The organism is Streptomyces sp. NPDC048644 (genome assembly GCF_043199105.1).
Taxonomy (GTDB): Bacteria; Actinomycetota; Actinomycetes; order Streptomycetales; family Streptomycetaceae; genus Streptomyces.
Window position 1 is genome coordinate 101,242 of the sequence record NZ_JBICVO010000009.1, and the last position, 17,936, is coordinate 119,177.

At 72.9% G+C, this 17,936-nt stretch carries 20 protein-coding genes and 1 tRNA gene; 8 read left to right on the top strand and 13 right to left on the bottom strand.

Annotated features, from left to right (window positions below; all coding sequences use genetic code 11):
* Window positions 1-46: 46 nt before the first annotated feature.
* A complete protein-coding gene (locus tag ACGFNI_RS21745) occupies window positions 47-454 on the bottom strand; it encodes a DUF488 domain-containing protein (protein ID WP_393686087.1) in 408 nt (135 codons plus the stop codon).
* A 173-nt stretch (window positions 455-627) separates the two neighbouring features.
* Here ACGFNI_RS21745 and ACGFNI_RS21750 point away from each other — a divergent pair.
* Window positions 628-701: transfer RNA gene (locus tag ACGFNI_RS21750), tRNA-Pro, on the top strand.
* 67 nt (window positions 702-768) lie between these two features.
* Here ACGFNI_RS21750 and secD read toward each other — a convergent pair.
* From secD to ACGFNI_RS21770, 4 genes are all read right to left on the bottom strand, one after another.
* The gene (gene secD, locus ACGFNI_RS21755) at window positions 769-3,132 is read right to left on the bottom strand and encodes a protein translocase subunit SecD (RefSeq protein ID WP_393686088.1); all 2,364 of its coding nucleotides are present in this window, start codon (window positions 3,130-3,132) and stop codon (window positions 769-771) included.
* Between the two features lie 69 nt (window positions 3,133-3,201).
* Window positions 3,202-3,660, bottom strand: a complete 459-nt coding sequence (locus ACGFNI_RS21760; protein WP_393686089.1) for a hypothetical protein — start codon at window positions 3,658-3,660, stop codon at window positions 3,202-3,204.
* Between the two features lie 56 nt (window positions 3,661-3,716).
* On the bottom strand, window positions 3,717-4,394 hold the full coding sequence (locus ACGFNI_RS21765; RefSeq protein WP_393686090.1) for a response regulator: 678 nt from the start codon (window positions 4,392-4,394) through the stop codon (window positions 3,717-3,719).
* Window positions 4,391-5,344: a HAMP domain-containing sensor histidine kinase gene (locus ACGFNI_RS21770; protein WP_393686479.1), complete on the bottom strand. Its 954-nt coding sequence runs from the start codon at window positions 5,342-5,344 to the stop codon at window positions 4,391-4,393. The genes ACGFNI_RS21765 and ACGFNI_RS21770 overlap by 4 nt, the downstream gene beginning before the upstream one ends.
* Before the next feature lie 314 nt (window positions 5,345-5,658).
* Between ACGFNI_RS21770 and ACGFNI_RS21775 the strand changes: the two genes are divergently transcribed.
* Together ACGFNI_RS21775 and ACGFNI_RS21780 are read left to right on the top strand one after the other, a co-directional pair.
* Window positions 5,659-5,985, top strand: a complete 327-nt coding sequence (locus tag ACGFNI_RS21775; protein ID WP_393686092.1) for a TraR/DksA family transcriptional regulator — start codon at window positions 5,659-5,661, stop codon at window positions 5,983-5,985.
* Window positions 5,986-6,039: 54 nt separating this feature from the next.
* The gene (locus ACGFNI_RS21780; protein ID WP_393686093.1) at window positions 6,040-6,387 is read left to right on the top strand and encodes a TraR/DksA family transcriptional regulator; all 348 of its coding nucleotides are present in this window, start codon (window positions 6,040-6,042) and stop codon (window positions 6,385-6,387) included.
* A 42-nt stretch (window positions 6,388-6,429) separates the two neighbouring features.
* Here the strand turns inward: ACGFNI_RS21780 and ACGFNI_RS21785 are convergent, their stop codons facing one another.
* The 5 genes from ACGFNI_RS21785 to argC form a co-directional block, all read right to left on the bottom strand.
* Window positions 6,430-6,972 carry an arginine repressor gene (locus tag ACGFNI_RS21785; RefSeq protein ID WP_393686095.1) on the bottom strand — a complete coding sequence of 181 codons (543 nt, stop codon included), beginning with the start codon at window positions 6,970-6,972 and terminating at the stop codon, window positions 6,430-6,432.
* A gap of 8 nt (window positions 6,973-6,980) precedes the next feature.
* On the bottom strand, window positions 6,981-8,186 hold the full coding sequence (locus tag ACGFNI_RS21790) for an acetylornithine transaminase (protein WP_393686481.1): 1,206 nt from the start codon (window positions 8,184-8,186) through the stop codon (window positions 6,981-6,983).
* Between the two features lie 8 nt (window positions 8,187-8,194).
* The gene (gene argB, locus ACGFNI_RS21795; RefSeq protein WP_393686097.1) at window positions 8,195-9,136 is read right to left on the bottom strand and encodes an acetylglutamate kinase; all 942 of its coding nucleotides are present in this window, start codon (window positions 9,134-9,136) and stop codon (window positions 8,195-8,197) included.
* The gene (gene argJ, locus ACGFNI_RS21800) at window positions 9,133-10,287 is read right to left on the bottom strand and encodes a bifunctional glutamate N-acetyltransferase/amino-acid acetyltransferase ArgJ (protein ID WP_393686098.1); all 1,155 of its coding nucleotides are present in this window, start codon (window positions 10,285-10,287) and stop codon (window positions 9,133-9,135) included. Before argJ ends, argB begins: the two co-directional genes overlap by 4 nt.
* Before the next feature lie 67 nt (window positions 10,288-10,354).
* On the bottom strand, window positions 10,355-11,383 hold the full coding sequence (argC, locus tag ACGFNI_RS21805) for an N-acetyl-gamma-glutamyl-phosphate reductase (protein ID WP_393686100.1): 1,029 nt from the start codon (window positions 11,381-11,383) through the stop codon (window positions 10,355-10,357).
* Window positions 11,384-11,580: 197 nt separating this feature from the next.
* On the opposite strand from argC, the gene ACGFNI_RS21810 reads away from it, so the two are divergent.
* Window positions 11,581-12,318, top strand: coding sequence for a VOC family protein (locus ACGFNI_RS21810; protein ID WP_393686102.1), 738 nt, complete (start codon window positions 11,581-11,583; stop codon window positions 12,316-12,318).
* A 19-nt stretch (window positions 12,319-12,337) separates the two neighbouring features.
* On the opposite strand, the gene rox is transcribed toward ACGFNI_RS21810, so the two are convergent.
* From rox to ACGFNI_RS21825, 3 genes are all read right to left on the bottom strand, one after another.
* Window positions 12,338-13,780 carry a rifampin monooxygenase gene (gene rox, locus ACGFNI_RS21815; RefSeq protein WP_393686104.1) on the bottom strand — a complete coding sequence of 481 codons (1,443 nt, stop codon included), beginning with the start codon at window positions 13,778-13,780 and terminating at the stop codon, window positions 12,338-12,340.
* A gap of 370 nt (window positions 13,781-14,150) precedes the next feature.
* Window positions 14,151-14,900: a dienelactone hydrolase family protein gene (locus tag ACGFNI_RS21820; RefSeq protein WP_393686106.1), complete on the bottom strand. Its 750-nt coding sequence runs from the start codon at window positions 14,898-14,900 to the stop codon at window positions 14,151-14,153.
* A gap of 75 nt (window positions 14,901-14,975) precedes the next feature.
* Window positions 14,976-15,275, bottom strand: coding sequence for a hypothetical protein (locus tag ACGFNI_RS21825; protein ID WP_393686107.1), 300 nt, complete (start codon window positions 15,273-15,275; stop codon window positions 14,976-14,978).
* A gap of 68 nt (window positions 15,276-15,343) precedes the next feature.
* Between ACGFNI_RS21825 and ACGFNI_RS21830 the strand changes: the two genes are divergently transcribed.
* From ACGFNI_RS21830 to ACGFNI_RS21845, 4 genes are all read left to right on the top strand, one after another.
* A complete protein-coding gene (locus tag ACGFNI_RS21830) occupies window positions 15,344-15,682 on the top strand; it encodes a hypothetical protein (protein ID WP_393686109.1) in 339 nt (112 codons plus the stop codon).
* A gap of 152 nt (window positions 15,683-15,834) precedes the next feature.
* Window positions 15,835-16,944 (top strand): FAD-dependent oxidoreductase, encoded by a 1,110-nt coding sequence (locus tag ACGFNI_RS21835; protein WP_393686110.1) that lies wholly within the window; start codon window positions 15,835-15,837, stop codon window positions 16,942-16,944.
* A gap of 38 nt (window positions 16,945-16,982) precedes the next feature.
* Window positions 16,983-17,375, top strand: a complete 393-nt coding sequence (locus tag ACGFNI_RS21840) for a hypothetical protein (protein WP_393686112.1) — start codon at window positions 16,983-16,985, stop codon at window positions 17,373-17,375.
* A gap of 85 nt (window positions 17,376-17,460) precedes the next feature.
* Window positions 17,461-17,907, top strand: a complete 447-nt coding sequence (locus ACGFNI_RS21845) for a TIGR03618 family F420-dependent PPOX class oxidoreductase (protein WP_393686114.1) — start codon at window positions 17,461-17,463, stop codon at window positions 17,905-17,907.
* Window positions 17,908-17,936: the final 29 nt, after the last annotated feature.

A 17,936-nucleotide genomic window follows, 5' to 3' on the forward strand; every position in this document is an offset into this window, starting at 1 on the left:
GCGACGTCGCAGGTCAGCGGTGTCTCTATGGGGTCGCGCGGGCCGGTCAGCCGACCTCGCGCAGCGCTTCCAGCAGGATCTGTACGTGGCTGTGCGGCAGGTCCTTCGTCGCGGTCAGCAGCGTCAGCGGGCCGTCCGACGCCAGCTCGCGCAGCCGCCGCAGGGCCGCCTGCGGCTGCGGCCCGGCCAGCTCCTCGCGGTAGCGGCCGGCGAACCTGTCGAACCGCTCCGGATCGTGGCCGTACCAGCGGCGCAGGTCGGACGAGGGCGCGGCGCCCTTGCACCACTCCGTCAGCCGGGCGTCCTCCTTGGAGACGCCGCGCGGCCACAGCCGGTCGACCAGCACCCGCGCGCCGTCGGCGGGGTCGGCCGGGTCATAGATCCGGCGCACCTGGATGTCGCTCCCCGACCCCCCGCGTCCCGGGTGTCCGGTGCCGGGCGATTCCTTGGCCATGCCCTCATCGAAACACGTCAGGCGCCGCTTCACCGGTGCGCGCGAGGCCCCCCGCACCCCCTCCGGGAGGCCGGTCGTGGGGCCGTCGGGGGCCCCGCTTTGGAATCAGGGCACCGGACAGGGTATTTTTCTTCTGCACGCGCCGACCGGAGAACATCCGGGCGGACGAGCACCGGGACGTGGCGCAGCTTGGTAGCGCACTTGACTGGGGGTCAAGGGGTCGCAGGTTCAAATCCTGTCGTCCCGACGGTGCGAAAACCCGCTGACCGGAGAGAAATCTCCAGGTCAGCGGGTTTTTTCGTGCGAGCGGCCGATCAGACCTGCGCGCCGGTGCCGGGCCGCTGCCCCGGGCGGCGGCGGGCGCCCGCCGCTCCCCTCCTGCCGGACCCGCGGCCGGCCGGCCGCGGCGCGGGACTGCCGCTGCGCGCCTCCAGCGCGATGGCCAGCGGCGTCGCGGTGAACATCGACGAGTACGTGCCGACGCCGATGCCGATCAGCAGCGCCACGGCGAAGTCGGTCAGCGAGTCGCCGCCCAGCACGGCGAGCGCGGCGAGGATGAAGACCGCACCGATGCCGGTGTTGACGGTGCGCGGCACGGTCTCCAGGAGCGCCCTGTCGGCGATCTGCGCGAACGGGGTGCGGCGGGCCGCCGCCCACAGCTCGCGCACCCGGTCGAAGACCACGACGGAGTCGTTGACGGAGTAGCCGATGACCGTCAGCAGCGCCGCCAGGAAGACCCCGTCGACCGGCTTGCCCAGCCAGGCGAAGACGCCGACGAGGATCAGCACGTCGTGTGCCATCGCGGCGACCGCGGAGACCGCGAACGTCCAGCGGAAGCGCAGCGCCAGGTAGGCCATCTGGCCCGCGAGCGCCACACCGAGGGCGATCAGCGCGTTGCGGCGCAGTTCGTCGCCGAGGCTGGGCCCGATCAGCTCGTCGCGTACCTTCTGCGCGCCGCCGCCCAGCTCGTCGACCACCGTGCCGACCCGGTCCTCCTCCTCGCCGGTCAGCCGCTCGGTGCGGACCGTCAGCTCCCCGTCGCCCGATGTCTGGACCACCGCCCGCGGGAAGCCCGCGTCGCCCAGGGCGGTACGGGCCCGCTCGGCGTCGACGGGGGACTGTGTCGCGTAGGCGATCTGCCGGCCGCCGGTGAACTCCACCCCGAAGTCGAGGCCGCGCAGCGCGATCCCGCCGGTGGCCAGGATCAGGGCGGCGGCGGATCCGGCGAGCCAGCGGCACCGGTGGCGCATGAGGGACGGGCCGCGGCGGACGAGCAGCCGGCGCACCCGTCCGTGACCTGCGATGCCGGACAGTCGCGGCCGGCGTTCCAGCGGCTTGCGGGTCACCGCGTACTCGGCCAGGACCCGGGTGACGAGCAGGGCGCTGACCATGGAGGCGAGCACGCCGATGGACAGCGTGACGCCGAAGCCGCGGACCGGCCCGGAGGCGAACAGGAACAGCAGTCCGGCGGCGAGCAGGGTGGTGACGTTGGAGTCGGCGACGGCGCTGAAGGCGTGCCGGAAGCCGGCCGTCAGGGCGGTGCGCAGGCTCCGGGGCGCGGAACCGTCGCGGCGGGGCGTGCGCCCGGCCGCGTACTCCTCCCTGGCCCGTTCAAAGACCAGCACGTTGGCGTCCACCGCCATCCCGACGGCGAGCACGAAACCGGCGAGCCCGGGGAGCGTGAGGGTCGCGCCGACGGCGAGCAGCGCCGCGTACGAGAGGAGCGCGTAGCAGGCCAGGGCGAGCGTCGCGAGGGCGCCGAGCAGCCGGTAGACGACGGTGAGGAAGACGGCGGTCAGCGCGATGCCGAGGGCCGCCGCGCGGGCGCTGGAGTCGATGGCAGCGGCGCCCAGCGTCGGCCCCACGGTCCGCTGTTCGACGACCTCGACGGGGACCGGCAGCGCACCGCCGTTGACCAGCAGCGCCAGTTCGGTCGCCGTCTCCTGGTCGAATCCGCCGGTGATCCGCGTCGAGCCGCCGGTGATCCCGGTGCCGCAGGCCACCGAGGTGTCGACCTGCGGCGAAGAGATGATCTTGTCGTCCAGGACGATGGCGGCCCGCCTGGCCGGATCCCCCGGCGGCGCGCAGGCCGCCTCACCGGTCAGCCCGGCCCAGGCCCGCTCCCCCGCACCGCGCAGATCGAGGCCGACGAACCAGCCGGAACCGGTCTCCGCGTCGAACTGCGCGTCGGCCCGGTCCACCTCGGCGCCGGTCAGGGCGGGCGGCCCCAGGCGCAGGTGGGCGCCGGACGCGTCCGGGAGCACCTTTCCTGCCGGGTCGGCGGGTTCCTTCCCCTTGTGGCCGGTGGGCTGCTGCGGCCCCGCTGCCGTGCCGATGACCGGGTGGACGGTCAACTGGGCGGTGCGGCCGAGTACTTCGGTGGCCTGCTCGGGGTCCTGGACGCCGGGAAGTTCCACGACGATCCGGTGGTCACCGGAGCGGGCGATGGACGGTTCGGCGACGCCGAGGGCGTCCACCCGGCGGCGCAGCACCTCCAGTGTGCGGTCGGTCGCGTCCCGGTCGGCATCGGCCGTCGGGGAGTCGCGGGTCTCCAGGACGATCTGCGTACCGCCGCGCAGATCGAGACCGAGCCGGACGGGCTGTGTCACGGCGAGAAAGACGGACAGGGCTAGCAGGGCGAGCGCGAGCAGCGCCCGCACCTTGGTGGCGCGGGTCATCAATGCCTCCAACAGGCGCACCGCGGCCGGGAGTTGTCCGGGCGCGGCGAAGAGCGACGGGAATGCCGGTCAGCTGCTGGAGCGGGGCGGGGCGCGGTCCAGGCACCGCCCGGCGTACGGGGGGTGGTCCTGGCGGGCGGGCCGGAGGCGGGGCGGGCGGGGTCCGGCGCGCAGTGGGGGCGCCCAGCGGTACGCGCACGCCGTGCCGGGCGCGGGGAGGTGCGGGTGGCCGGGCTCACCGTCGCACGGCGCGCCGGGCCGCAGCGCGGACAGCGGGGGCCTGGCGCCGGGAGTGGCCTGGTGCCGGGCGCCGGGATGCGAGGTGCCGGTGTGCGGAGCGCCTGAGTGCGGGGCGTACGGAAGCGGTGCCGCGGTGGCCCGGGTGGCGGGCGCGGGGCCCGCGGTCGCCGGGGCCGCGGCCGGGAGGAGGCCGACGAGGAGTGCGGTGAGCGTGAGCAGGACGCGCAGCGCGTGGCCGCCCCGGATACGGAGCGCGCCGCCGGGCCGCCGTACGGTCCGCCGCGCCATGCCCCCTCCTCGTGTCCGGTGTGTCCCTGCCCCAGCCCGCTCCCGTCCGCGGCGCGTTACGGCTCGATCAGGCCGACCCTGATCGCGTAGCGGGTCAGTTCCAGGCGGTCCCGCATGCCGAGCTTGTGCAGCATGTTCGCGCGGTGGCGTTCGACCGTCTTGACGCTGATGACCAGGGTGTGGGCGATCTCCTTCGACGAGTGGCCCTCGGCGATCAGCTTGAGGATCTCCTCCTCGCGCACGGTGAGCACCTTGTCGGGGACGTCGTCGCCCTGCCGTACGCGGTCGAGGTAGTTGCGGATCAGGGCGGTGACCGCGCCCGGGTAGAGGAACGGCTCGCCGCGGATCGCGGCGCGGCAGGCTTCCACCAGGTCACGGTCGGCGACCGACTTGAGCACGTAGCCGGACGCGCCCGCCTTCAGCGCCTCGAAGAAGTACTGCTCGTTGTCGTACATCGTCACCATCAGGATGCGCAGGCCCGGTTGGAGCGCGGAGAGTTCGCGGGCCGCCTGGAGGCCGGTCATCCGTGGCATCGCGACATCCAGGATGGCGAGGTCGGGGCGGCTGCTGCGGGCCAGCGCCAGCGCCTCGGCTCCGTCCCCTGCCTCGGCGACGACTTCGAGGTCGGGCTCGCCGTCCAGGATGAGCCGGATGCCGCGGCGTACCAGCGCGTGGTCGTCGGCGAGGAGGATACGGGCCGGGCGCGGGGTGCCGGTGCGGGGCGGGTGCGTCATGCGGCGTCCCGGGGCAGCGGAACGGTCAGCCGGACCCGGGCGCCGCCCGCGGGGCCCGGCCCGATGTCAAGCCCTGCGTCGATGAGCAGGGCGCGTTCGCGCATCCCGCGGATGCCGGCGCCCTCCCAGGCGTGCCCGAGCCCGCGGCCGTCGTCGCAGACGTCCAGCACCACCTCGGTACCGGAGTGCCGCAGGGTCAGCTCGACGTTTCCCGCGCCCGCGTGCCTGGCCGCGTTGGTCAGCGCCTCCTGGGCGACGCGGTAGAGCACCAGCTCCGTCTCCGGGTCCAGGGGCGGCAGGTCGGGGGCGCAGCGGCGCTGCACGGCGAGGCCGGTGTGGGTGGCGTAGTCGGTGGTGAGCGCGGTCAGCGCGCTCACCAGGCCGAGGTCGTCCAGGACGCCGGGGCGCAGCCGGCGGGCGATCCTGCGGACCTCGTCCAGGCTCTGCCGGGTGGTTTCCTGGGCGTGCTGGAGGTCGGCGCGCAGGGCTTCGGGAGCGCGGTCGGCGGCACGTTTGAGTTCGAGCAGTACGGCGGTCATGCTCTGTCCCACCTCGTCGTGGAGTTCCTGGGCGATGCGGCGCCTTTCGGCCTCCTGGGCGGAGAGCACCCGGGCGGTGCTGGTGGCCCGCTCGGCCTCAAGACGGTCGAGCATCTCGTTGAAGGTGCGCAGCAGTTGGGCGACCCCGCCGTGTCCGTTGACCGGCAGCCTGCGGCCCTGCCGCAGCAGGTCGACGGTGGTCATCTGCCGGGCCAGCCGGTCCAGCGGAGCCAGCCCGATGCGCAGCAGCGCCGCGTTGGCGACGAGCATGACGACCAGGCCGCCGACCAGGACGACGGCCTCGGTGAGCACGACGGGGACGGATACGGTCACCGGCGCCCACAGCAGCAGCGCGGTGGCCGCGCCCAGCACCACCGCGTTGAGCCCGAAGATCCGCCAGAACAACGACACGGTCACAGCGTGCAAAACCTCCTCGTTTCGGTCACTCTCCCATTCGCCGTGCCCACGGGAACGGCCGGGTCCTGACCGTCGGGGCCCGGTACGGCCCAGCCTGCCGTTGGCGGGGACGCCGCGTCGATCGGGTACGGCAGCCATCCGCGGTGTCCGAAACGCGGGGCGCGGGCGGGCGGTTACAGCCCCGGCGCCCCCGGAAATGGGTGCCTGCCCCCATGGCGGGATGCGGTGCGGGCGGCCAGGGTGGGGGCATTCCCGTTCGTTCGCCCTCGACCCCGCAGCACCTGCCCGCCCCGAAAGGAACGTCCCTCATGTCGCCAGAAGCGGCCCACGCCGATCCCCGAGCCGAGCGGCTCGCCGCGCACGACGCCCGCGGGCGCCTCGCGCACGAGCGCCGATCCCGGCTGGCGCAGATCGCCGCGATCGAGGAGAGCGCGCCGCCCGGCGGTGACGCGCTGCTGACGGGGCAGATCCGTGCGATCCGGCAGGTGCTCGCCGAGATCGACGCGGCGGTCGCCCGCCTGGACGCGGGGACGTACGGCGACTGCGGGCGGTGCGCCAAGCCGGTGCCCGTCGAACGCCTTGAGATCCTGCCGTACGCCCGCTGCTGCGTCGGCTGCCAGGAACGCACCGCCTGACCGGCGCCGGACGCGCCGCTCTCCCCTGTCGCCTCTCCCGGAGGATGTGACGTCGTGCCCCACCAGGTCACCGACGCCGGCCCGGCCGGCATCGGACCCGATGAACTGGCCGCGCTGCGCGCGAACCTGGAGGACCAGCGCCGGTTCCGCCACGAGCAGCTGCGGGAGTTCGGACGGTCCCGCGCCTGCGCCTCACCGGGGCGCCGTGAGGTACACGTCCAACTGGTGGCCTCCGCACGGATGGTGCTGGTGGACGTGGAGGCCGCCCTGGAGCGGATGGACCGCGGCGACTACGGCGGCTGCCGGCGCTGCGGTCTGCCGATTCCGTTCGCGCGTCTGGAGATCGTGCCGCAGGCCCGGTACTGCGGCGGCTGCCACCAAGCCGGGGAGGCGGCGCGCTGAGCGCCTGTGTCGCGCTCGGCGCCGCCGTCCCGGCCGGTGCGCTCAGTGCGGCTTCTGTGCCAGCCGCAGCAGATGATCGGCCAGCGCCTGGCCGCCCGCGGGGTCGCGGCTGATCAGCATCAGTGTGTCGTCGCCCGCGATGGTGCCGAGGATGTCGTGCAGTTCGGCCTGGTCGATGGCCGAGGCGAGGAACTGCGCGGCGCCCGGCGGGGTGCGCAGCACGACGAGGTTGGCCGACGCCTCGGCCGAGATGAGCAGTTCGCCGGAGAGCCTGCGCATCCGCTCTTCCTTGGCGGACTCCCCCAGCGGTGCCCGCGGCGTGCGGTCGCCGCCCTCGCTCGGCACCGCGTAGATCAGCTCACCGCCGGTGTTGCGGATCTTCACCGCGCCCAGTTCGTCCAGGTCACGCGAGAGCGTCGCCTGGGTGACGGTGAGCCCGTCGTCGGCGAGCAGCTTCGCGAGCTGGCTCTGGGAGCGGACCGCCTGCCGGTTGAGGATGTCCACGATCCGGCGGTGGCGGGCGGTGCGGGTCTGCGGTACGGCCTGGCCGCCGGCCTGCGTCTCGTTGTCCTGCGCCTCGGTCATCGTTGTCGTCAGTCTCCGGATCGTTGTTCCCCGTTGGCCCCTTCGAGGACCGTGTCGAGGACGGCGGGAAGCCTGTGGAGGAACGTATCCGCATCGTCCTCGGAGAGGATCAGCGGCGGGGCGAGCCGGATGACGTCCGGCGCGACCGCGTTCACCAGCAGGCCCGCGTCCTGAGCCGCCTGCTGCACCTGGGGCGCGAGGGGCTCGGTCAAGACGATACCCAGGAGGAGACCCGCGCCGCGGACTTGGTCGACCAGAGGGTGCGCCGACGCCTCGACGCCCGCGCGCAGCCGCTCGCCGACCCGCTTGACGTGGTCGAGCAGCCCGTCCGCCTCGATGGTGTCCAGGACAGCGAGTGCGCCGGCGCAGACGATCGGGTTGCCGCTGAACGTCGAGCCGTGCGAGCCGGGCGTCAGCAGCTCGGCTGCCGGGCCGAAGGCCAGCGTCGCGCCGATGGGCAGGCCGCCGCCCAGGCCCTTGGCGAGGGTGATCACGTCCGCCTCGACACCCGGCGCCTGGGACGCGAACCAGTGCCCGGTCCTGCCGATGCCGGTCTGGATCTCGTCGAGCACGAGCAGGGTGCCGGTGGCTGCGGTGATCTCCCGGGCGGCCTGGAGGTAGCCGGGCGGCGGCGGGACGACGCCGTTCTCGCCCTGGAGGGGTTCGAGGATGACGAGGGCGGTGTCGGTGGTGACGGCGGCCCGGAGTGCCTCGACGTCGCCGTACGGGACGTGGTCGACGTCGCCCGGCAGCGGCGCGAAGGGGGCCTGCTTGGCGGGCTGGGCGGTGAGCGCGAGCGCGCCCATGGTCCGGCCGTGGAAGCCGCCGGCCGCGGAGACCATGTGCCGGCGCCCGGTCAGCCGGCCGATCTTGAAGGCGGCTTCGACGGCCTCGGCGCCGGAGTTGGAGAAGTAGACCCGCCCCTGCCGGCCGGCCAGCGCGAGCAGCCGCTCGGCGAGGGCGACCGTCGGCTCGGCGACGAAGAAGTTGGAGACGTGGCCGAGGGTGGCGACCTGGTCGGACACCGCGCGGACCACCGCGGGGTGGGCGTGGCCGAGCGCGTTGACGGCGATCCCGCCGAGGAAGTCGAGGTACTCCTTGCCGTCGGCGTCCCACAGGTGGGTGCCTTCGCCGCGGACCAGGGCCAGCCGCGGGGTGCCGAAGTTGTCCATCATGGCGCCCTGCCAGCGCCGTCCGAGGTCCGCGTTGTCCATCGGGTCGCTCATGCCGTCCCCTCGATCGTGTGCGCGTCCGGCACGACCATCGTGCCGATTCCTTCGTCGGTGAAGATCTCCAGCAGGATCGAGTGCTGGACCCGCCCGTCGATGACCCGGGCGTTGTGCACGCCGTTGCGGACCGCGTGCAGGCAGCCCCGCATCTTGGGCACCATGCCGCTGGCGAGGTCGGGCAGCAGCTTCTCCAGCTCCATGGCGGTGAGGCGGGAGATCACCTCGTCGCTGTGCGGCCAGTCCTCGTACAGGCCCTCGACGTCGGTGAGGACCATCAGCGTCTCGGCGCCGAGCGCGGCGGCCAGCGCGGCGGCTGCGGTGTCGGCGTTGACGTTGAAGACGCCGGAGCCGTCCTCCTCGTCGCTGCTGCGGGCGATGGAGGAGATGACCGGGATCCGGCCGTCGTCCAGCAGTGCCTGCACCGCGCCGGTGTCGATCGCGGTGACCTCGCCGACCCGTCCGATGTCGACCTGCTCGCCGTCGATCGCCGCGTAGTGCTTGGTCGCGGTCATCAGGTGGGCGTCCTCGCCCGTCATGCCGACGGCGAGCGGTCCGTGCCGGTTGAGCAGTCCGACCAGCTCGCGCTGCACCTTTCCGGCCAGCACCATCCGTACGACGTCCATCGCCTCCGGTGTGGTGACCCGCAGGCCCGCCTTGAACTCCGACTCAAGGCCGAGCCGGTCGAGTTGGGCGCTGATCTGCGGGCCGCCGCCGTGCACCACGACCGGGCGCAGTCCGGCGTGCCGCAGGAAGACGACGTCCTGGGCGAAGGCGTTCTTCAGCTCGTCGTCGACCATGGCGTTGCCGCCGAACTTGATGACGACGGTCTTGCCGTGGTGGCGGGTCAGCCAGGGCAGCGCCTCGATGAGGGTGCGGGCCTTGGGCAGTGCGGTGTGCTTACGGGTCGCGCCGGAGCCGGCGGGGGAATCGCTCATGACGAGTACGCGCTGTTCTCGTGGACGTAGTCGGCGGTCAGGTCGTTGGCCCAGATGACCGCCGACTCGGTGCCTGCCGCGAGGTCGGCGGTGATCCGTACCTCCCGGTACCGCATGTCGACGAGGTCGCGGTCCTCGCCCACCGAGCCGTTCTTGCACACCCAGACGTCGTTGATCGCGACGTTCAGCTGGTCGGGCTCGAAGGCGGCCGACGTGGTGCCGATGGCGGAGAGCACCCGGCCCCAGTTGGGGTCCTCGCCGTGGATGGCGCACTTGAGGAGGTTGTTGCGGGCGATGGAACGGCCGACCTGGACGGCGTCGTCCTCGCTCGCGGCGTTGATCACCTCGATACGGATGTCCTTGCTCGCGCCCTCGGCGTCGCCGATCAGCTGCCGGGCGAGGTCGTCGCAGACGGTCCGTACGGCCTCGGCGAACTCCGTGCCGTCCGGGACGACGCCGCTGGCGCCGGAAGCGAGCAGCAGCACCGTGTCGTTGGTCGACATGCAGCCGTCGGAGTCGACCCGGTCGAAGGTGGTACGGGTCGCCGCCCGCAGCGCCGCGTCCAGCTCGGCGGCCGGTACGTCGGCGTCCGTGGTCAGCACCACGAGCATGGTCGCGAGGCCAGGGGCGAGCATGCCCGCGCCCTTGGCCATCCCGCCGACCGTCCAGCCGTCGCCGCCGGCCACCGCCGTCTTGTGCACGCTGTCGGTGGTCTTGATCGCGATGGCGGCCTTCTCGCCGCCGTGCCCGGTCAGTTCGGCGGCGGCGCGCTCGACTCCGGGCAGCAGCTTGTCCATCGGCAGCCGCAGCCCGATCAGGCCGGTGGAGGCGATCGCCACCTCCCCCGCGCTGTGGCCGCCGAGCGCGTCGGCGGCCTTCTCCGCGGTGGCGTGGGTGTCCTGGAAGCCGAGCGGGCCCGTACAGGCGTTGGCGCCGCCGGAGTTGAGGACGACGGCGGAGACCCGGCCGCCCTTGAGCACCTGCTCGGACCAGACGACCGGCGCCGCCTTGACGCGGTTGGAGGTGAACACCCCGGCGGCGGCGAGGCTCGGCCCGTTGTTCACCACGAGGGCGAGGTCCGGGTTGCCGTTCTGCTTGATCCCGGCGGCGATGCCCGCCGCCGTGAACCCTTGTGCTGCGGTGACGCTCACTGCTTCTTCTCCTCGATCGCTTCGCCGGCCCCGCCGGTCACGCCCTGCTGTCCCGTGCCCCGCGCCGTCACGGGGCGACCCCGGTCTTCGGGAGCCCCGTGTCCTCGGGGAGGCCCAGGGCGATGTTCATGCTCTGCACCGCGCCGCCCGCGGTGCCCTTGGCCAGGTTGTCGATGGCGCAGATCGCGATGATCCGGCCGGCCGCGGGGTCGAGGGTGACCTGGAGCTGCGCGACGTTGGACCCGTACACGGCGGCGGTCGCCGGCCACTGCCCCTCCGGCAGCAGGCTCACGAACGGCTCGCCGTCCAGCGCCTTCTCGTACGCGCCGCGCACCGCCGCCGCGTCCACTCCTGGCTTCGCCTTCGCGGTGCAGGTCGCGAGGATGCCGCGGGCCATCGGCGCGAGCGTCGGGGTGAAGGAGACCCCGACCCGCTCGCCGGCCAGCGCACTGAGGTTCTGGATCATCTCCGGGGTGTGCCGGTGCCCGCCGCCGACGCCGTACGGGCTCATCGAGCCCATCACCTCCGAGCCCAGCAGGTGCGGCTTGGCCGCCTTGCCCGCTCCTGAGGTGCCGGATGACGCGACGATCACCGCTTCGGGCTCGGCGAGCTGCGCCGCGTAGGCGGGGAACAGCGCGAGCGAGACGGCGGTCGGGTAGCAGCCCGGGACCGCGATGCGCTTGGATCCCCGGAGCGCCTCGCGCCCACCGGGCAGTTCGGGAAGCCCGTACGGCCAGGTGCCCGCGTGGGCCGAGCCGTAGAACGTCTCCCAGTCGGCGGCGTCCTTGAGCCGGAAGTCCGCCCCGCAGTCGACGACCAGCACCTCGGGCCCCAGCTCGTCGGCGACGGCTGCGGACTGCCCGTGCGGCAGCGCGAGGAACACCACGTCGTGGCCCGCCAGCGCCCCGGCCGACGTCGGCCCGATCTCGCGCTCGGCCAGCGGCAGCAGATGCGGCTGCACGGAACCCAGTCGCTGCCCGGCACTGGAGTGCCCGGTCACCGCGCCGATCTCCACTTCCGGGTGCCCCAGAAGCAGACGCAGGACCTCACCCCCCGCGTACCCACTCGCACCGGCCACTGCCGCTCGTACCGTCATGGTCCCTCCTCATCGATGGCATGACTATACGGATAGCGGCAGTTTTATGCAATGCCGTGCCGGTACCGCTTCGCACTCGGCCGCGACCGCCCCTTTCCCTTGGCGAGCTGAGCACGGCGATCGGCGAGCGAGTCGATCTCCGCCGGGCGACCGTATATACGTTGTCGTCGCAGGGCGGCGTACATAGGGTCGGCGGCATGGCGACACGGCTTGTGCAAATTGCGATGAACGCCCGGGACGACTCCGCGCTCGGCCGGTTCTGGGCGGAGGCGCTCGGCTGGGGCATCGACAGCGAGGAACCCGGTGTGACCAACCTCGAACCCGTGGGCTTCGCCTATCCCGACCCCGTCGCCGTCTGCGTCGACATCCTCCGCGTCCCGGAACCCAAGACGGTGAAGAACCGTGTGCACATCGACCTTGCCACCACCTCCGCGGCCCATCAGGCAGAGCTGGTCGCGCGCCTCCGGGCTCTCGGCGCGACACCCGCCGACGTGGGCCAGGGCGACGTGCCGTGGACGGTCATGGCCGACCCGGAGGGCAACGAGTTCTGCGTGCTGGAGCCGCGATCGATCTACCGGGACACCGGGCCGATGGCCGCGGTGGCCGTCGACTGCGCGGATCCGCGGGCCATGGCCCGGTTCTGGGGCGAGGCGATGGACTGGACCCTGCACGAGGTGACCGACGACCACGCGGTGCTGCGCTCCGCCAAGGGTGTCGGCCCGTATCTGGAGTTCCTCCGCACACCCGACGCGAAGACCGTGAAGAACCGCATCCATCTCGACCTCCGCCCGTACGCCGGTGACGATCAAGCGGCGGAGGCGGCCCGGCTGCGGGCGCTCGGCGCCATCGACATCGACCTCGGCCAGGGCGACGTGCCGTGGACGGTCATGGCCGACCCGGAGGGCAACGAGTTCTGCGTCCTCACCCCTCGCTGACACGGAGCCCGCCGCGTGCTCAACCGGCGGCGCCGAACCACTCGGGCAGTCGGCCGAGCAGCTCCTGCTGGTCTTCACCGACCCACGCCACGTGGCCGTCCGGCCGCAGCAGCGCCGCGGGCACGTCCAGTTCCTCGCAGGCGTCGACGACGTGGTCGACCCGGTCCGCCCAGCCCGCCACCGAGAGCCGGCCGGTCCGGTCGAGCAGCAGCCCGCGACCGCCGTGCATCAGCTCGTAGAGGCGGCCCCGCTGCAGCCGCATGTCCCGCAGCCGCCGGCCGAGCAGTTCGTGGCCCTCGCCGAAGTCGTAGCGGATGCCGATCGCCGTGGCCTTCTCGATCAGGTACCGGTTCACGCCATCGAAGTCCATCAGCTCCGACAGCAGCCGGCGCACCGCCTGGGAGCCAGGACCGGAGGCCATCAACTCACCCTGCGCGCGGACGGTGTTCAGCACATCGGCGGCCACCGGATGACGCTCGGTGTGGTAGCTGTCCAACAGCCCGTCCGGTGCCCGGCCGCCGACCTCGGCGGCCAGCTTCCAGCCGAGGTTGAACGCGTCCTGCACGCCGAGATTGAGCCCCTGCCCGCCCAGCGGCGGGTGGATGTGTGCCGCGTCGCCTGCCAGCAGCACCCGGCCGGTCCGGTAGCGCTCGGCCAGCCTGGTGGCGTCGCCGAAGCGGGACAGCCAGCGCGGTGAGTGCACGCCGAAGTCGGTGCCGGCGAACACCCGCAGCTGCTGCTTGAACTCGTCGAGGGTCGGCGGGGCCGAGCGGTCATCGGCCACCCCATCGGCGGGCACGACGACGCGGTGCATCCCGTCCCCGTAGGGCCCGACGCCGAACCCTTTGTGGGTCTTGCGGACCTCGGACACCACGGCGGCCAGCGTCTTCGGCGGCACGGCCACCTCCATCTCGCCCAGCAGCGTCTCGGCCCTGGTGGGCTCGCCGGGGAAGCCGACGCCGAGCAGCTTGCGGACCGTGCTGCGTCCGCCGTCGCAGCCGACGAGGTAGCGCGAGCGCAGCTGTGTGCCTCCCCCGCCGGCTACGCGCGCATCGGCCAGCTCGACGGTCACCCCGTCCGCGTCCTGGCTCAGCCCGACCACTTCGCAGCCGCGCCGGATCTCGGCGCCGAGCTCGGTGGCGCGCTCGGCCAGCAGGCGATCGGTGACGGGCTGCGGGATGCCGAGGACGTACGCATGGGCGGTGTCCAGCCGGCCGGGCGGCGGCTTGTCGATGCCGGCGAAAGAATGGATCGGGTACTGCCTGCCGTGCGCGAGGAACCGCTCCAGCAGACCGCGCTGATCCATCACCTCGATGCTGCGCACGTGCAGGCCGAGCGCCCGGACCTCCCTGGGCGGCTCCGTGTCCTTCTCCAGCACGACCGTGTGCACGCCGTGCAGCCGCAACTCGCCGGCCAGCATCAAGCCGGTCGGTCCGCCGCCGACAACGATCACGTCAATCATGAAGATCCCCCCATCGGGCAAGGCCGCCTCCTGGCCAGTTGCTCAGCGCAGTCCGGCGGCGTGCGCACCCGCAGCCGCGCGCCGAGTGCCCGCACGCGCACGCACTGCGTGAACCCCGGATTTCCGCAGGTCCTGGCCTTGGCCGGCCATTCTGCGGTGCGACCCGGGTCTTGCCGCAAGCCCCCCGGGGCGCTATACGTTGAGAGTGGCAAGGAGTGGTGACGTGACCTCCTTGCCTTTGCCTTTTGTCGTCGACCGCGTCAACCGCTCGGTCGCACCGGCACCTGAACCCTGAGGGCCCTCGTCCGGATCGATCCGGACGAAGGCCCTCAGGTGCCGGGTACCTCAGGGGGTTCCCGGGGCCGGAGCCTCAGCCGTTGGTCAGGGTGCGGCCGAGGAGGGGGAGCAGACGGTCCCAGTGGCGTTGCAGCCCGGAGGGGTTGAAGGCGTCGGTGTCGGACATGGTGAAGCCGTGAATGGTGCCGGGGTAGACCTCGGTGGTGTAGGCGACACCCGCGGCGTCCAGGGCCTGGTTGAGTTCGCTGATCGCCTCGGGCGACAGGTCGCCTTCGGCGAGGCCGAGGTGGACCTGGGCGGTGAGTTCGGGGACGCGGCGGTGCGGGCTGTCGGGCGCGTCGGTGACCAGGAAGCCGGGGTGGAATCCGGCGACGGCCGCCACCCGGTCGGGGTGGGCCGTTGCGGTGCGCATCGCCAGGGCGGCGCCCATGCAGTAGCCGATCGCGGCGACCGGCCCGGCGCTGACCTCGGGCCGGGAGGTGAGGAACTTGAGGTACGCGTCGGCGTCGCGCAGGGCACGTTCGGTGGTGTGCGCCTCGATCAACGGCATCAGTTGGGCGAAGACCGCGGGCCTGACCTCTTCTCCGATGTGCTCGGGAAGTTCGATCACCGGTGCCCGGCCGTGCCGGTAGTAGAGGTTGGGGACGAGCACGTAGTACCCGTGCTCGGCCAGTTCGCGGGCCGTCTCCTTCAGCACGGGCCGCAAGCCGAAGGCGTCCGGGTACAGCAGCGCCCCCGGGTGCCGCTCGCCACGGTCGGGGAAGGCGGCGAAGGCGTCGGCCTGGCCGTCCGGGGTGGGAATCTGCAGGGTCTTGGTGGGCAAGATCTTCCTTTCTCGGGCTGATCCTGGTGCACAGCTTCTCTCAGGGATGAGATCAGGGGGGCGCGTTCTCCCGGGTCAGGGGGCGGGCGGTGCGGCGGTGCCGCCGCCGAAGGCCGCGGTCAGCCATGGCCGGATGGTCGCTTCGATCTGCGGCTCGGAGATGTCGGTCAGCGCGTCGAGCCGGAGGAAGTGCCGCGCGATCGTGAGACCCAGGATGCTGCTGACGGCCAGGGCCGGCACATCGAGGCGGGACTTGCGGCGCTGCGCCTCATCGTGCGCGGCACCTTCGACCGCCACCCTGACCTGCACATCGTCCTGGGGCACCGGGGTGAGATGCTCCTGTTCGCGCTCGACCGGGCCGACAGCCTCTCCCACATCGCGACCCACCTGGAGCGGCGGGTCTCCGAGTACTCGCCACCACCCTTCACCTCACGACCAGCGGCATGCTGACCCCGCGTCTGCTCCGCCACGCGCTGGACCACACGAGCGTCGACCGCATCCTGCTCTCCGGCGACTATCCCTTCCACCGCATCGAAGCCGCGACCGTCAGCGACTTCCTGCGCACGCTTCCCGACCACGACGACCGACACAAGATCGCCCACGCCGACGCCGAGTCGCTCTACGGCCTTGACCGGCCTCTCTCCGAGGCGCCTGGCCAGGCTGGTGGCCGGGCGGACAGCCGCGCTTCGGCGGAACGTGAGGAGCAGTCATCGGCGCCTCCCGCGACCTGGGTCACAACGGGGCTCCGAGCCGCAGGCCGCTCGGCGCGGACCCATTCATGACCGGTCAGGGCACCGGCAGTTGCGCTCGCGGCGCCCGGCCGGCCGGTCCACCGGCACCCCGTATTTCCCGGGCACGTTCTCGATGACTGTGCTTTCTTGATCAGGTGCCGGACCTCCTGGCAACTCACCCGGTCTTTCGAGGGGACAGCTCCATGAACTCCGCTCCCGGCCCGCGCATCGCGGTCGTCGGCGCCGGTCTCGGCGGCCTCGCCTGCGCCCGCGTCCTCCAGCTGCACGGCCGCGCCGTCACCGTCTTCGAGCGTGAGGCTTCCGCCGACGCACGCCCCCAGGGCGGCAGCCTCGACATACATGCCGGTACCGGTCAGACCGCCCTGCGTGCGGCCTGCCTGCTCGACCGGTTCCGCGCCCTGGCCCGCCCCGAAGGCCAGGAGTGGCGCCTGCTCGACCCCGCCACCGGGAGCGCCCTGTCCTTCGATGCGCCCGTCCACGACGACGACAGCCCGGAGATCGACCGCAGCCAACTGCGCGGCCTGCTCCTGGATTCCCTCGCCGACGGCACCGTCCGGTGGGGCCGCGCCGTCATGGGGGTCACCCCGCTCGGGGACGGCACCTGGCGTCTGCAGCTCGACGACGGCACCGCCGAGGACGCGGACCTGGTGGTCGGCGCCGACGGTGCCTGGTCGCGCATCCGCCCGGCCCTGTCGGACGCCGCACCCGGCTACGCCGGTGTCCACTTCGTCGAGACCGGCTTCGACGACTGCGACACCCGCCGTCCCGCCCTCGCACGCCTGGTCGGCAACGGCACCCTGCTGGCGAAGGACGACAGCAAGGCCCTGCTCGCGCAACGCAACGGCAACGGCCACATCCGCGCCTACGCCGCCTTCCGCGCCCCGCAGGACTGGCAGCGGGCCGCCGGCGTGGACCTCGACGACCCGGCGGCCGTGCGCGCACACCTGCTGAAGATGTTCGACGGCTGGGACGAGAGCCTGCTCGGCCTGCTGCGCTACCCCGACGGCGGGTTCGCCCACCGGCCCCTGTTCGTGCTGCCCACCCCGCACACCTGGGAACACGTCCCCGGCATCACCCTGCTCGGCGACGCCGCGCACCTGATGCCCCCCGTCGGGCTCGGCGCCAACCTCGCCATGCTCGACGGCGCCGAACTCGCCCGAGCCCTCATCGCCGAGCCCGGCATCGACGACGCCGTCCGCGCCTACGAGAACGTCATGCTGCCGCGCTCGGCCCAGGCCGCCCAGGACTGTGCCAAGGCGCTCGACGACCTCGTTCCGCCGACGGACTCCTGAGCCGGGGAGCCCCTCCCCCGTGCCGTAGCCTTGCCGCGATGTCCTTCATAGCCAGAATGTCCGAACGGCACACCACGAAGCTGTCCTGGATCGTCGTCCTCGGTGCCGCCGCCTCGGTCTTCGTGGGCGATCCCCTGTGGCGCTGGGTGGCCGGTCTCGGTCCTGGTGGGCGGCAGTGGGTGCGCGGCACCGGCGCGGCAGCCGTCGGCTGCGTGGCGTTCCTCGCGCTGGCCTGCCTGGTACCCGGGCGCAACGGCCGCCTCTTCGGCTCCCTCGGCATGGCGGGCGACCGCCGTATGTGGGTGGAGGAGAACCCGGCGGTGTGGGGAGCCATCGGGATCGGCCTGGCACTCGGCGCGCTGGCCCTCCGGCAGCTCGCGCCCCGCCGCGCCACGGGACGGCGGCGGCGCCCCGGCTCCGCCGAGGATTAGGGCGCTCCCCCGTCCCGGCTTCACCCGCCGGATTCCACGGTTCCCCCGATCCGTGGAACCCGATCACGGTTGGTAGCCTCCCCGGATGATTTCCACGTTCGACGAAGCTGTCCGCGCCCGGCTGAAAGCCCCCCACATCTGGTACGTCGGCACCGTGTTCGCCGACGGAGCGCCGCAGGTCAGCCCGATGTGGGTGGACCTGGAGGGCGAGGGGGAGCTGACGTTCAACACCTCGGTGGGCCGGGTGAAGGAGGAGAACCTGCGCCGCGACCCCCGCGTCTACCTCTCGCACGCGGACGCCGCCGATCCCTTCGACCGCGTACAGATCAGCGGTGAGGTGGCCCGTTTCATCGAGGGCCAGGAAGCGCACGACCGGATGGACCGGCTGGCCCGGAAGTACCTGGGCAGCGAGCGGTTCGAGTGGATCATGCCGGGGGAGCAGCGGGTCGCGGTGGTCGTGCGCCCGGTCAAGGTGCGGCACATCGTCGGGGTGGAGCGGTTCCGGCCCGGCGGCCCCGTCCCCGCTCCCTGACCTGCCGTCCACCTCCGCAAGGCCGCCCC